Source organism: Nannocystis punicea (genome assembly GCF_026965555.1).
Classification (GTDB): Bacteria; Myxococcota_A; Polyangia; order Nannocystales; family Nannocystaceae; genus Nannocystis; species Nannocystis punicea.
In genome coordinates, this window is the sequence record NZ_CP114040.1 from 3,706,762 (window position 1) to 3,720,123 (window position 13,362).

Below are 13,362 nucleotides of genomic sequence, written 5' to 3' on the forward strand. Positions count from 1 at the left end.
GCACGAAGGGCTGGCGCCAGGCAGCCGGAAGCCGTATAGAGGCGCCGTCATGACCACGCGCAAGGCGACCTGGACGATCGGGCTGGTGCAGCAGCAGAACACGGGTGACCGCGAGCACAACCTCCGCACCACGGTGGCCGGGATCCGCGAGGCCGCGCGCCGGGGGGCCGAGCTGGTGCTGCTGCAGGAGCTGCACGCGGGGCTGTACTTCTGCCAGACGGAGGACACCGCGGTGTTCGACCAGGCCGAGCCGATCCCCGGGCCGACCTCGAACGAGCTGGCCGCGCTCGCCAAGGAGCTCGGGGTGGTGATCGTGGCCTCGCTGTTCGAGCGGCGCGCCGTCGGGCTCTATCACAACACCGCGGTCGTGCTCGAGAGGGACGGCAGCATCGCCGGCAAGTACCGCAAGATGCACATCCCCGACGACCCGGCCTACTACGAGAAGTTCTACTTCACGCCCGGCGACCTCGGCTTCAACCCCATCGAGACGTCGGTCGGCAAGCTCGGGGTGCTGGTCTGCTGGGACCAGTGGTACCCCGAAGGCGCGCGCATGATGGCGCTCGCCGGCGCCGACCTGCTGCTGTACCCGACCGCGATCGGCTGGGACATGCGCGACGCCGAGGACGAGCGCCTGCGCCAGCGCGAGGCGTGGATCACCGTGCAGCGCGGCCACGCGGTCGCCAACGGCCTGCCGGTGGTGGTGTGCAACCGCGTCGGCCACGAGCCCGACCCGAGCGGCATCAACCCCGGCCTGCAGTTCTGGGGGCACAGTTTCGTCGCCGGCCCGCAGGGCGAGTTCCTGGCCAAGGGCGGCGAGTCGCCCGAGGTCCTGGTGGTCGAGGTCGACCGCGGCCGCAGCGAGCAGGTCCGCCGGATCTGGCCGTTCCTCCGCGACCGCCGCATCGACGCCTACGCGGACCTCACCAAGCGCTTCCGCGACTGAGGCTGGCGAGTGGGACATGTCCGATCGAGCATGTTCGATCGGACATGCCCTGGGGCACGGTGACGCGCGGGCTCGGGGAGCTGCGCGGAGGCTCAGGGCAAGCGCAGGACGTGCCATCGGTTCGGCCTGGTGCGGTCGGGCTGGACCGCCAGACGTCGGCCGGCTCCGACGACGAGCGTCTTGAGGCCGTAGGTGTCAGCCGAGGTCGTGAGAGACGAGGTCCGCCGCGGCAGTCGCGAGCGCCGCATCGAACCGAAGGGTGCTCCCGTGATGGATGGCTGTCTTGAAGGATATGTCCTTGAGGGCATGTTCAATTCGGCATGTCCAATTGAACATACATGGCGCCGAGCGCTCGTGGCTGCCTGCGAACCAGAGTCGCTGATACAAGGGGCATGCGAGGGTGGACAGCGGCGCGCCTGTCGGTGAATACCCCCAGTTCGGCCTGGCGACAATTCTTCGTGGTGCCGCAATTCGCCGCGCTGGCCTGGTTACTCCGTGTGAGCGGAGAGATCACCATGACGCGAACCCTGACGATGCTGGGAATCCTGGCCGCTGCGGCGGGCTGCCCGGGCGATACGGCGAACACCAGCGAGGAGCCATCGACGGACGCGAGCACGGAGCCGACTGCGAGCACCACGGAGGAGCCGGGCACGAGCCCGACCACGGGGGCGGAGTCGAGCACGACGGGCGAGACGCCGACCACGGGCGAGGCGCCGACGACGACCGGCACCACGGGGGAGGATCCGGGCGACGGGGCCGGAGCCGCGCGGGTGATCTACGCCGATGATAACGAGGTCGGCGTCGACATGTACTTCGTCGATTGCACCGGGCCGGAGCCGGGGCCGGCGGTGCTCATCGATCACAACTTGCCGGCCGGCTGGCACTTGCCGTTCCCCGGCCGGCTGTCGCCGTCGCAGCGATGGATGCTCCTCGTCGCGGCGCATCCGCGGCTCGGAGAGGAGGTCTGGCTGGTCGACATGTCCGGGCCCCTGCCCGGCGATCCGGTGCGGGTCGAGCTGGCGGGCGAGCCGGGGTTTCAGGTCCTGGGCACGTGGTGGAGCGGAGACGAGAGCCGGCTGGCGCTGCGCCGCACCTCCGATGACGGGGTCGGCGCGCAGATCTACCTGTGCGACGTGGGGGCCGACGGGACCTGCGTGCCCGAGGCGTGGAACCTGCCGCTGGCGCCGGGCGGCGGCATCGACGGCCGGGGCTTCGCGTGGTCGCCGGATGATTCGCGGGTCGTCTACTCCGGCGATCCGGACGGCGACGAGGTCGGGCAATTGTTCCTGGCCGGAGCGGCGCCCGGCGACGCCGGCGAGGCGATCGCGCTGACCAGCGAGGTGCCGGCGGACGAGGCGTTCGTGCACGAGGCGTGGTTCTCGCCGGACGGCGCCACGCTCTATTACAGGTACGGCGCAGACCTCACCTCGATCACGGGGACCCGCGCGATCGACATGACGAGCGATCCGCCCGGGCAGCCGGTGGAGCTTCAGAACGGTCAGTACCGCGAGGACATGACGGGAGGCCTGAACTGGACGGGCGCCGATGGCCTCGGCGACCTGTCGTTCTTCACCATCGACGGCCCGACCGCGGGTCCGCTGGTGCCGCTGCACGACGTGCCGGGCCGGGTGAGCTCGAAGGACGACGGGTTCTCGCCCGACGGCCGCTTCGCCGTGTACTACGCCGAAACCGCCCCGGACGCGCTCGAGCTGTTCGCGGTCGACCTCGGCGGGCCCGTGCCCTCGGCGCCGGTGAAGCTGGCCTCGCCGACGGCCGAGGGGCAGCTTCACGGGGTCATCTTCGGGCCCGATCCGGCGCTGCTGCTCTACCTCTCGCAGGCGACGGCCGACGGCGGCGACGACCTGTGGATGGTGCGCCTCGACCAGCCGCCGGCGCCGGTGCGGGTCAACCCGCCGCTGCCGCAGGGCGGCACGATCCCCGGCTTCTTCGGGTTCGACGACGACGGCTCCAAGCTCCTCTACGTCGGCCCGAACGAGGCGACGCCGCCCTGGCACCTGTGGCTCGTCGATCTGGCGGCCCCGGGCGCGCCGATCGAAGTGGGCGCGCCGCTGCAAGACGGCCAGAAGTTCGGGGCGGGCACGCGGGCGTTCAGCGCCGACGGGCAGCGGGCGTTCTACACCGTGCAGGAGGTGTACGAGGAGGGCTTCCTGAACCCCGGGTTCCAGGTCGACCTGGCCGCGCCCGGGGTCGTCTTGCAAGTGACCGATCCGGCCCATCAGCCGCGGGACCTGCGAGTGCTGCCCCCGAGCGACGGGTGACGGCTGTCGCATCGGGAATGTCCATGAGGACATGAGCAAGAGGCCATGTTCTCATGGACATGCCCTTTCGAGCTGGTCGGGCGCGCCGGCGAGGCGGGAGGGATCGAGGGTGCCGGGGACATGGTCCCCGTCCTCGCCGCGCAGAGGGGCCGGATGCCAGCCCGAGAGCGGTCCGGGCGCGCGGGTCGGGCGTCAGGGCGTCTTCGCCACCGCGACCTGGATGCACCCGTTGGCCTCGGATTTGACCAGCCCGACCGGGTTCTCCCAGCTCTGCGCCGACCACAGCGGCCCGCCCCCGTCGGGGAAGCCTTGCACGCTGACCGGCGCAGTGAACCGCGCCGTCGGCTCGCAGCCGGCGAGCTCCGCCAGCGGGGCCGGACCCCACAGCAGCGTACGCCCGTCGATCTGGGCGGCGTCGAGCACCTTGTATGCCACGCCGATCTGGATCGGGTGGCCCTCGGACATGTTGTACTCGAATTGATCGACCTCGCAGGGCACCAGCCCAGCAACGGGCTCGCTGCACAGCCGGCCCGCCCACTCCTGCAACACCGCCGTCCCCTCGGGCCCGTCCGCGTATTCGGGGTGCGTCGTGTAGAAGTCGTTCAGGCAGGGCTCTAGCTCGAGGGTGAGGTAGATCGTGGCCGTGCCTGCGAACGGGTCGCTCTCCTCGCTCTCGGCCTTCGCCAGCTCCACACAGATGAAGCCGAACTCGTCCGCCTCGGTGCCGGTGGTGCCGGTGGTGTCCGGCGTCGGGTCGGAGGTGTCGGGGCTGGTGTTCGAGGCGGTCGCGTCGGTCGACTCGGTCGACTCGGTCGGGTCGATGGCGTCGGTCGACTCGGTCGCGCCGGTCGAATCGGTCGCGTCGGCGGTCGACGAGCTCGAGGTGCTCGACGAGGTCGAAGAGCCGTCGTCGGTGTCGTTCTTGGCAGGGTCGCAGGCGGCAATCAGGGTCAAGGTAAGGCAACAAGTAAGTCGAAGCATGAAGTGTGGAGAATGATCGATCGCAGCCCCGCGGGCAAGTCGACGAGAATCCGCGAATTCGCCGCGTCGTCGGCGCGCGGGTTTCGCATGGAGGGGGCACCCTGGCGCGGACCCGATCGCCGTCGCGCCGCGAGCTGCAGGTGTGGTCGCACTTCCGACAGACGGTGACGTCGACGGCAAACACGCGGGCGAGGAGGCTGACCGGTGCCGGCGGATGCGAGCGCTGCGGTCTCGTCGAAGCTCGACAAGCGTGAGACCTGCTGTCACTTCCTGCGGAGGGACACCCGCGATCGACAGGACGATCGATGCTCCGGGCCGCCGAGGCTACCGTCGACGGCCGCGACGACCGGTGCCATCAACCCGGGGTCCCAGGTCCACCTGGCCGCGCCCGGGTCGCCCCTGCGGGTGACGGACCCGGCGCATCAACCGGGGGACTTGCGGCCGCTGCCACCGCGCGACGGGTGACGGCCGCGGGCGCGGATGCAGCTCGGGAATGTCCATGAGGACATGAGCAAAAGGGCATGTCGTCATGGGCATGTCCATTCGAGCATGTACGGGATCGAAGGCGGCGCGGGCTCGGCGCGGAGGGCGGCGACCTGCTCGGCCTCGAGGCCGAGCGCTTGGAGGTGCTCGTCGGGCTGGGCGAGGGCCGCGGCGAGGGTGCCGTGGTGGGCGAGGACGAGGTCGGCGAGCTCGCGGGGGAGCGACTCGGGCAGCGCCAGGGCGGGCGCGAGCGGGCGCAGGTCGAGCCGGGCGAGCAGCAGGCCGCGCTCGACGTCGACGACGTGGAGGGCGTCGCGGTTGACGAGGAGCAGGCGATCGCCGGTCGGGTCGAAGGCGGCGCACTCGATCGCCGCCGCGGTGAACTCGAGCGCGACCCGGCCCTCGCGGCGCAGGCGGCCGTCGGGCAGCAGGGTCCGCCACTCGCCGCGCGGACGGGCGATGGCGATGCCGGAGCCGACCTGGTCCTCGATCTCGTCGTAACCGTCGCGTTCGGGGCCGGTGAGGGCGACGGTCGGGACGTCGGCGCCGGCGGGCTCGCGCATGTGGCTGAGCATCAGGACCGCGACGCCGCGCTCGGTGTCGAGGATCGCGCCGTCGTCCGGGGCGGACGACATCCAGATGTAGCGGTGGTCGGGGCTGCGGGTCCACTCGTCGGCGCGGTCGCCCGAGCAGTCCTCGGCGCCGGGCGCCCCCCGCTGGCCGCGCCAGTCGGTCAGCCAGGCGTCCTCGGGCTCGTCCTTCTCGACGAAGATCGCCGGCATGTCCTCGGGGTAATGTCCTTCGAGCCATGTCCAGGAGTTCAGGTCGAGGGCGTACAGGCCGCGCAGCACGGTCGGGTCCTCGAGGTCGAGCTGGCGGCCGTACTTGGCGCCGAACAGGGCCCAGTCGCCGCGGGCGCCGAGCAGCCTGGCCTCGGTCGCGGGTATGGTCCACAGGACATGTCCCGTGGGCCAGTGGACGAGCAGCATCAGGTAGCCGAGCTGGACCAGGGCGCGGTCGCCCTCGGCGAGGACGCAGGCGCGGGGGACCTCCGGGCGGTGCGGGGCGCGGTGATGGACGTAGCGGTCGTGGGCGTCGCCCACTGCGGGCGCGCCGGCGAGGCGGAAGGGGTAGAGGGTACCGGGGACGTGGTCCTCGTCCTCGCCGCGCAGGGGGGCAGGATGCCAGCCGGAGAGCGGTTCGGGGGCGCGGGCGGGGTCGCCGGGCGGGCGCGCGAGCAGGTCGCGCATGGCCTCGAAGGCCTGCTGGGCGGCGGCGCAGTCGCGGTCGAGGAGGAGCTTCGGCGCCCCGAGCTCGAGCAGGCGGACGCCGCGGAGGGCCCGGGCGGTGAAGGCCATGATCGCCTCGTTGTCGCGGCCGACCCGCTCCGACCACAGCGCGCGGAACCATCGATCCTCGTCGAGGTACGGCTCGTGGTACAGCGGGCGCTCGCCCGGCGGCGGCACGGGCACGCTGGTGAGCACGAGGGCCGCGGCGGACAGGCCGGCGGCGGCGAGCTCGGGGTCGACGACTGCGGCGAGGCGCCGGCGCACTGCGGCCACACCTGTCTCGTAGGACAGCTCGTCGTTCCAGTCGACGTCGGGGTCGTCCTGCGGGGCGAGTCGGCCGTCGGCGAGGACGATGACGGACTCGAAGAGGAGGACCGCGCGGAGCTCTTCCGGCGAGAGGCCGAGCAGGGCGGCGATCCGCGGCGCCAGGGCGGGGTGGACGATGCCGAAGGGGACGTCGACGTGGGCGACCCGCTGCTCGCGCAGCGGTTCGTCGGTGCAGAGGACGTGGCAGCGCTCGCAGGTCTCGCCACGGTGCTCCGCGCCGACGAGCCGGCAGCAGCGGCAGCGCAGCGACTCCAGCGGGCCGAACAGGCGCTGGCACCATGCGCCGCCGTCGACCGGGCGGCGGAGCTCGAGCATCGCCGCGCTCGTGAGCGCGCCGCTCGAGCGCGCGCGCAGCTCGGCCGCGGCGCGCAGGAGCTCGACGGGGCCGGTCGCGGGGGCAGGGGCGAAGAAGGTGTCGAGCAGGGCGCGCAGGTCGGGCGGGGCCGGCATGCCGCGGAGGATACGCAGATGCATGCGGCGGTGAAAGCAGGCATCCTCGGCGCGTCATGGGCTGGGCCCGTTATCACATCGAGAAGCTGCGCGCAGGCACGACTGTCAAGTTCCGACCCCACGGGAACTCGATGACGCCGCGGATCAAGTCGGGTCAGCTGTGCACCGTCGAGCCGATCGAGCTGGACAAGCTCGAGGTCGGCGACGTCGTGCTGTGCACGATCCGCGGGGACGACTACCTTCACATCGTCAAGGCGATCGCCGACGACGGGCGCTACCAGATCGGCAACAACCACGGGAAGATCAACGGCTGGATCGGCGGGCACGCGATCTTCGGGCGATTGATCGGCGTCGAGCCGTGACGGTCGTATCCTGAGAGCATGCTCCGCTGGCCCTCGTCCCGTCGTCTCCATGTGCTCGCCTTCGCCCTGGTCGCCGCGTGCGGTTCCGGGCCTGACACCACGAGCGCCACGACGGGGTCGAGTTCGACCGCCACGAGCACGACGACCGGGAGCAGCACCGACGAATCGACCGCCGCGAGCACGACGACCGGGAGCACGACGGCCGCGCCGACCAGCACGACCGGCACGGCGACGACCGGCAGCGGCAACCCGTGCGGCTGCGCCGACGACGAGGTGTGCGTGCAGCTCTTCGACGGGCTGTGCTCGAACTACGCGACCTCGTGCGAGCCCAACCCGAACGGGTGCGTCGCCGGCTATCCGTGCGCGGAGGCCTGCCAGCCGCTGTGCGGGGGCAACACTCCCGACGCGTGCAACGGCGGCGACTGCCCGGACGAGGTCGACGGGGCGGTGCACTGCTTCGGGATCTGAGGCCCGTCGATGGCTTCAAGGACATGTTTGAAGGGGCATGTCCGGATACACATGCCCATGGGGACATGTCCAGTGATTCTCGTCACTCGCCGGTGAAGCGGGGCGGGCGGCGCTCGAGCATGGCGGCGACGGCCTCGCGGTGGTCGGCGGTGTTCTGGGCGACGCCTTGATAGGTGGCGGCGAGCTCGAGGGCGGCGTCGAGGCCGACGTCGAGGCTGCGGTAGGCGGCGCGCTTGGTCAGGCGGAGGGCGACGGGGGGCAGGGCGGCGAGCTCGGAGGCGAGGGCGCGGGCGGCGGGGAGCAGCTCGTCGGGCTCGACGACGCGGTGGACGAGGCCGAGCCGCAGGGCCTCGTCGCAGTCGATGACGCGGGCGGTGAGCATGAGCTCGAGCGCGCGCGAGAAGCCGATCGCGCGGGCCAGGAAGTAGGCGCCGCCGTCGCCGGGGACGAGGCCGACCTTGACGAAGGTCGAGCCGAACTGGGCCCCGCGGGCGGCCAGCCGGAGGTCGCACATGCACGCGAGGTCGAGGCCGGCGCCGATCGCAGGGCCGTTGAGGGCGGCCACGATCGGCTTGTCCGCCAGCGCCAGGCGCCGGGAGATCCGCTGGATCCCGTCGATGTAGCGGCGGCGCAGCTCGGCCGCCCCGCCGGCGAACATGCCCTCCTTGTTCAGCATCCGCTTGAGGTCGCCGCCGGCGGAGAAGGCCGGGCCGGCGCCCGTGAGGATCACGCAGCGCACCGCGTCGTCGCGCTCGGCGAGGTCGATCGCGTGCACGAGGCTCTCGACCATCGCCTCGCTGTAGGCGTTGCGCGCGGCCGGGCGATCGAGGGTGACGAGGGCGATGGCACCCTCGAGTTCGTAGCGGACGTCGGTGAGCTCCATGCGCGGCAGGGTAGCGCGAGCGGGGGCGCCCGCCGGTGTGACGCGGGCGGCGATCTGTCACACTGGCCGGCGTGTCGGCGACGAAGCGGGTGCTGTCGATCGTGCTGGCGGCGGTGATGCTGGCGGCCGGGGTGGGTCACTTCGTGATCCCGGACCGGTTCATGGCGATCATGCCGCCGTACCTGCCGTGGCATTACGAGCTGGTGCTGCTCACGGGGGCGCTGGAGATCGCCGGCGGGCTCGGGCTGTCGATCCCGCGCACGCGCAAGGTCGCGGCCTGGGGGGTGTTCGCGCTGCTGCTGGCGATGTGGCCGGCCAACATCCACCACGCGATGGCCGGGGTGCAGGTCGAGGGCCTGCCGGCGTCGCCGACGGCCCTGTGGGTGCGCGTGCCGCTGCAGCTGGTGCTGCTGGCGTGGGCGTGGTGGCTGACGCGCGATTGATCGGCCGCGCGTCGAGGCGGGGTGCGAGGATTGGTGCGCGCCGGGAATGTGAGGAGCGCCGCCGGACGCGAGCGAATCAATACACCCCGGGGAACATGCGGAAGCGGGCGACGCGGCAGTACTCGTCCCAGACCGGGCCGTACTTGGCGGCGCAGCGCTGCTCGTCGCGCCAGGCGCGGTGGACGAGGAGGCACAGCAGCCAGATCGGGACCAGGAACGGGACGATACTGGCGCAGCCGGCGGTGGCGGCGATGGCGAAGTAGACCATGAGCTCGCCGGTGTAGTTGATCTTGCGGCCGAAGCCCCACCAGCCGGACACGAGCAGGCGGCCGCCGACGAGGCGCGGGCGCTCGCCCCAGATCGGCGCCGACGGGTCGAGCTTGAAGGTGTGCTTCTGCTTGTTGGCGCCGCGGAAGATCCACAGGCCGAGCGCGTACACGCCGGCGATCGCGGCGAGCACGGGCCAGGAAGCGGGCTCGGTCTGGTCGAGCAGGACCCATCCCGCGGCGCAGTAGAAGAACGGGACCAGCACGAGGTCGCCCCACACGAGCATGAAGCCGAACTTCTCGGCGATGATGTCCCACATCGACAGGACGCCGGCCTCGGCGCGGAAGTGGGTGAACAGGTAGAGCCACCAGAACGCGGCCCAGAGGGCCATCTGCGGGGTGAGGGTGCCGTGCAGCTCGACCTGGGCGACGGCGAAGGCGGCGACGAGGAGGCCGAGGCCGATCAGCGACGGTTGATAGGCGAAGGTCTTGAGGTCGACGCCGCGCCAGGTGGGGTTGAGCTCGACGCCCATCCACAGGTCGTGGACGAGGCCGCGGCCGGCGCTGGCCTCCGGCCCGCCACGCTGCATGCCGCCGACGTAGAGGACGAGGGTCCACGCGGCCGAGAACAAATTGGCGCCGATGAAGAGCGGCCAGAACCACGCGGTGACGATCGGCGCGATCGAGGCCCCGCACAGCAGTGTGGCCCCGATCACGATCATGTGCGTGAGGACGAACAGACCCAGGCCGTTGAGGACGTAGTGTTTGCGGCGGCCGTCGGGCTGGGGAAAGCCCTGAACGAGCGCGCCCGGGAGCACGCGCGCGGCCGTCAGCAGGGCCAGGAAGAACGCGGCGTAGGCGGCCGTGGCCCACGCGACGCGGCCTACCGTGACGTCACCGAGCGCCGCGACGGCGGCGTCCATCGCTGTCGAAAGCATGGGCGATCTGTACCCGAGGACCGCCTGCGTCCGCGGCGAAGACGCGTGAAGTTCTCTCACAGGCGGCGTGCGGGCGCGGGCGCGGGGGCTTGCGGTAGCTTGCCCCTCGATGTTCACGGTCCCCGAACACGTGCGTCAGACGGCGACGACGTTGCTGTCGACCCTGCGCCCGCTCCCGCTCGACCTCCCCAACCTGCCGCCCATGTTGCCGGGCGGCCTGCCGTTCGTCGGCCACGCGTCCGAGCTGCGCTCGAACCCGGTGGCGATGGTGCAGCGCGGGCGCGACATGTTCGGCGACATCTTCTGCGTGCGCCTGCCGGGCACGCTCGGCGTGGTGATGACGGGGCACGCGGCGCAGGAGAAGTACTTCCGCTTCCGCGACGACGAGGTCAGCCAGCGCGAGGCGTACCAGCTGATGACGCCGGTGTTCGGCAAGGGCATCGCCTACGACGCCGAGCCGCAGATCATGAAGGAGCAGCTGGGCTTCTTCCACGGGGCGCTGCGCGAGTCCCGGCTGCGCACCTACACCGACGGGTTCATCGCCGAGTCGGAGCACTTCTTCGGCCAGTGGGGCCAGGCCGGCGAGGTCAACATGCTCGAGGTCGGCAACGAGGTGACGCTCTACACCTCGACGCGCTGCCTGCTGGGCGACAAGATGCGGTTCAAGCTCAGCAAGGAGTTCTCCGAGCTGTACGCCGACCTCGAGGGCGGGATCAACGTGATCTCGTTCTTCGCGCCGTACCTGCCGCTGCCGGCGATGCGCCGGCGCGACAAGGCCCGCGTCAAGATGGTCGAGCTGATCGAGAAGATCGTCGCGGAGCGGCGCTCCGACGCGCACGGCCACGAGGACATCCTGCAGACGCTGGTCGAGTCGAGCTACGCCGACGGGCGCAAGCTGACGGTCGACGAGATCACGGGCCTCATCCTGACGATCATGTTCGCCGGCCACCACACCAGCGGCGTGACCTTCTCGTGGATCGCCGTGCTGCTGGCCCAGCACCCGCACATCTTCCGCCGCCTGGTCGCCGAGCAGCGCGAGATCCTCGGCGACCGCGAGCGCATCACCTACGACGACCTCCAGAAGATGAAGCTGCTCGAGGCCACCATCAAGGAGGCCCTGCGGCTGTACCCGCCGATCATCCTGGTGATGCGCCGCGTGCTCAAGGCGTTCGAGTTCCAGGGCAAGCACGTGCCCGAGGGCAGCATGATCATCGCCTCGCCGGCGGCCGGTCAGCGCGTGCCGGAGATCTTCCCCGAGCCGCACCGCTTCGACCCCGACCGCTTCATGCCGGGCCGCGAGGAGGACAAGCGCTGGCCGTACGGCCACATCGCGTTCGGGGCCGGCCGCCACCGCTGCATGGGCATCGTGTTCGCCCAGCTGCAGCTGCGCGCGCTGTGGAGCCACCTGCTGCGCAACTTCGAGTTCGACCTGCTCGACCCGAGCTACCCGGTCGACTACACCAACCTGATCGTCGGCCCGCGCCCGCCGTGCCGGATCCGCTACCGCCGGGTCGGCAAGCAGTCCGCGGGGGCATGACCCAGAGGACATGGCGGCCGTGACAGGTCACGAGGGACATGTCCCGATGCGCTGGATCGACCGCGTCCTGCTGGTGTTCGCGCTCAGCTTCTGCAGCACGTCGCTGCTGTTCGACCGCATGGCGGCGACAGAGCCGGGGCCGATGGCGCCGGCGACGAGCGGGCTCAAGGGCTTCTTCTACTGGTGGGGGAGCACCTACGACCCGCTGATCGTGCTGAACCCGCTGTGGCTGCAGATCGCCTCGGGGGTGTCGGCCTTCGTGTTCGGGCCGTTCTACGCGGTGCTGGCGGTCGCGCTGGTGCGCCGGCGCGAGTGGATCCGCTGGCCCGCGATCATCTACGCGTCGGTGATGCTCTACTCGATGGTGATCTTCCTCGGGGTGCACACCTTCGGCGAGCCGCGGCCCACGGTGCCGTGGCTGGTGGCGCTGCTCTACGCGCCTTACGTGCTCTTCCCGCTGGCGCTGCTGCGGCGAATGCTGCCGCGGCGCGGGCCCGCGGGCGAGGTCCGCCCGCTGTTCGAGACAGGACGAGGATGACGATGACGGAGATGCTGCACACGATCGGCCGCGCGCCGCCGCCGAGCTTCGAGGAGGCGCGCAACAAGCGGCAGAAGGTCCGCGCCGCCGGGCTCGACCCCAACCACTGGTACGCGGTCGAGTACGCGCAGGCGGTGCCGCCGGGCAAGGTGATCGAGGTGACGTTCTGGCGCCGCTCGGTCGCGGTGTTCCGCGGCGAGGACGGGGCCCTGCGCGCGGTCGACAACCGCTGCGCCCACCGCCAGCTCAAGCTGTCGGGCGGGCGCGTGCACGGCTGCAACGTGGTGTGCCCGTACCACGGCTGGGAGTACGGCGGCGACGGCAAGCTGTGCAAGGTGCCGCACGAGCTGTTCGGCAAGCCGCTGCCGAAGATCGAGCTGCGCCACTACCCGGTGCGCGAGCGCTACGGGCTGGTGTGGGTGTTCTTCGGCGACCCGGCCCGCGCCGACGCGACGCCGATGCCGGAGATCCCCGAGCTCGACGGGCCGAAGCCGTGGGCCAGGCTGCTGGTGGACTTCACGTGGAAGGCCCACCACTCGATGATCATCGACAACGTCAGCGACTTCACCCACGCGTACCTGCACCGCAAGTACCGCCCGTTCACCGACTCGACGCTGACCGAACTGCGCGTCGAGGGCGACCGCGTCTACGTGTCGTACGACACGAAGGTGGCCGACGGGCCGCTGATGAAGATCTTCGTCGACAAGAAGCGCACCAACATCAATGCGATGACGTTGTGCTATCAATACCCGTACCAGTGGTCGGACACCGACGGGAAGATCAAGGACTGGTGCTTCTGCCTGCCGATCGACGAGCAGACCACCCGCGCGTTCTTCCTGTTCTACTTCGACGGCTTCAAGATCCCCGGGCTGCCGCTGCAGATGCCCAGGCAGGTGATGGAGCCGGTGCTCGGGATCGCCAAGCACGTGGTGTTCAAGCCGCTGCTCGAGGAGGACGGAGTCGCCGTCGAGGCCGAGCAGGACGGCTACAACCGCCACTGGCAGGCGCCCATCGCCGAGCTGAACCCGGCCGTGCACGCGTTCCAGGCGCTGACGATCCGCAAGTGGGAAGAGTACCTGGCGTCGTCCTCGGGCCGCCTGGCCGAGGCGCGCTGAGGGCCGTCGCGCGCACCGTCGAGCGCCGCCGGCGCTCGACGGGCGGGCGCGCGCTTGCTA

The 13,362-nt window shown here is 71.1% G+C and carries 12 protein-coding genes; 8 read left to right on the top strand and 4 right to left on the bottom strand.

The annotated features are described in order from the left end of the window. The first annotated feature begins 49 nt into the window (after nucleotides 1-49). Both O0S08_RS14255 and O0S08_RS14260 read left to right on the top strand, forming a co-directional pair. On the top strand, nucleotides 50-943 hold the full coding sequence (locus tag O0S08_RS14255; protein ID WP_269039669.1) for a carbon-nitrogen hydrolase: 894 nt from the start codon (nucleotides 50-52) through the stop codon (nucleotides 941-943). Between the two features lie 515 nt (nucleotides 944-1,458). Beyond that, a complete protein-coding gene (locus O0S08_RS14260; protein ID WP_269039670.1) occupies nucleotides 1,459-3,222 on the top strand; it encodes a TolB-like translocation protein in 1,764 nt (587 codons plus the stop codon). Nucleotides 3,223-3,414: 192 nt separating this feature from the next. On the opposite strand, the gene O0S08_RS14265 is transcribed toward O0S08_RS14260, so the two are convergent. Next, the gene (locus tag O0S08_RS14265; protein WP_269039671.1) at nucleotides 3,415-4,176 is read right to left on the bottom strand and encodes a hypothetical protein; all 762 of its coding nucleotides are present in this window, start codon (nucleotides 4,174-4,176) and stop codon (nucleotides 3,415-3,417) included. Nucleotides 4,177-4,730: 554 nt separating this feature from the next. Beyond that, complete coding sequence (locus O0S08_RS14270) at nucleotides 4,731-6,776, bottom strand: hypothetical protein (RefSeq protein ID WP_269039672.1); 2,046 nt, start codon at nucleotides 6,774-6,776, stop codon at nucleotides 4,731-4,733. Between the two features lie 32 nt (nucleotides 6,777-6,808). Here O0S08_RS14270 and O0S08_RS14275 point away from each other — a divergent pair, with 32 nt between their 5' ends. Together O0S08_RS14275 and O0S08_RS14280 are read left to right on the top strand one after the other, a co-directional pair. Continuing rightward, the gene (locus O0S08_RS14275) at nucleotides 6,809-7,114 is read left to right on the top strand and encodes a S24/S26 family peptidase (protein WP_269039673.1); all 306 of its coding nucleotides are present in this window, start codon (nucleotides 6,809-6,811) and stop codon (nucleotides 7,112-7,114) included. Nucleotides 7,115-7,132: 18 nt separating this feature from the next. After that, nucleotides 7,133-7,582, top strand: coding sequence for a hypothetical protein (locus tag O0S08_RS14280; RefSeq protein ID WP_269039674.1), 450 nt, complete (start codon nucleotides 7,133-7,135; stop codon nucleotides 7,580-7,582). An 82-nt stretch (nucleotides 7,583-7,664) separates the two neighbouring features. On the opposite strand, the gene O0S08_RS14285 is transcribed toward O0S08_RS14280, so the two are convergent. Then, nucleotides 7,665-8,465: an enoyl-CoA hydratase-related protein gene (locus tag O0S08_RS14285; protein ID WP_269039675.1), complete on the bottom strand. Its 801-nt coding sequence runs from the start codon at nucleotides 8,463-8,465 to the stop codon at nucleotides 7,665-7,667. A gap of 71 nt (nucleotides 8,466-8,536) precedes the next feature. On the opposite strand from O0S08_RS14285, the gene O0S08_RS14290 reads away from it, so the two are divergent. Continuing rightward, complete coding sequence (locus O0S08_RS14290; RefSeq protein WP_269039676.1) at nucleotides 8,537-8,908, top strand: DoxX family protein; 372 nt, start codon at nucleotides 8,537-8,539, stop codon at nucleotides 8,906-8,908. A 76-nt stretch (nucleotides 8,909-8,984) separates the two neighbouring features. Here O0S08_RS14290 and O0S08_RS14295 read toward each other — a convergent pair whose 3' ends face one another. Further along, nucleotides 8,985-10,112 (bottom strand): phosphatidylethanolamine N-methyltransferase family domain-containing protein, encoded by a 1,128-nt coding sequence (locus O0S08_RS14295; RefSeq protein ID WP_269039677.1) that lies wholly within the window; start codon nucleotides 10,110-10,112, stop codon nucleotides 8,985-8,987. A 109-nt stretch (nucleotides 10,113-10,221) separates the two neighbouring features. On the opposite strand from O0S08_RS14295, the gene O0S08_RS14300 reads away from it, so the two are divergent. The 3 genes from O0S08_RS14300 to O0S08_RS14310 are packed head-to-tail and all read left to right on the top strand — an operon-like array spanning nucleotide 10,222 to nucleotide 13,302. Beyond that, nucleotides 10,222-11,649, top strand: coding sequence for a cytochrome P450 (locus O0S08_RS14300; protein ID WP_269039678.1), 1,428 nt, complete (start codon nucleotides 10,222-10,224; stop codon nucleotides 11,647-11,649). Nucleotides 11,650-11,668: 19 nt separating this feature from the next. Further along, a complete protein-coding gene (locus O0S08_RS14305) occupies nucleotides 11,669-12,187 on the top strand; it encodes an EXPERA domain-containing protein (RefSeq protein ID WP_269039679.1) in 519 nt (172 codons plus the stop codon). A gap of 2 nt (nucleotides 12,188-12,189) precedes the next feature. Further along, on the top strand, nucleotides 12,190-13,302 hold the full coding sequence (locus tag O0S08_RS14310; protein ID WP_269039680.1) for a Rieske 2Fe-2S domain-containing protein: 1,113 nt from the start codon (nucleotides 12,190-12,192) through the stop codon (nucleotides 13,300-13,302). Nucleotides 13,303-13,362: the final 60 nt, after the last annotated feature.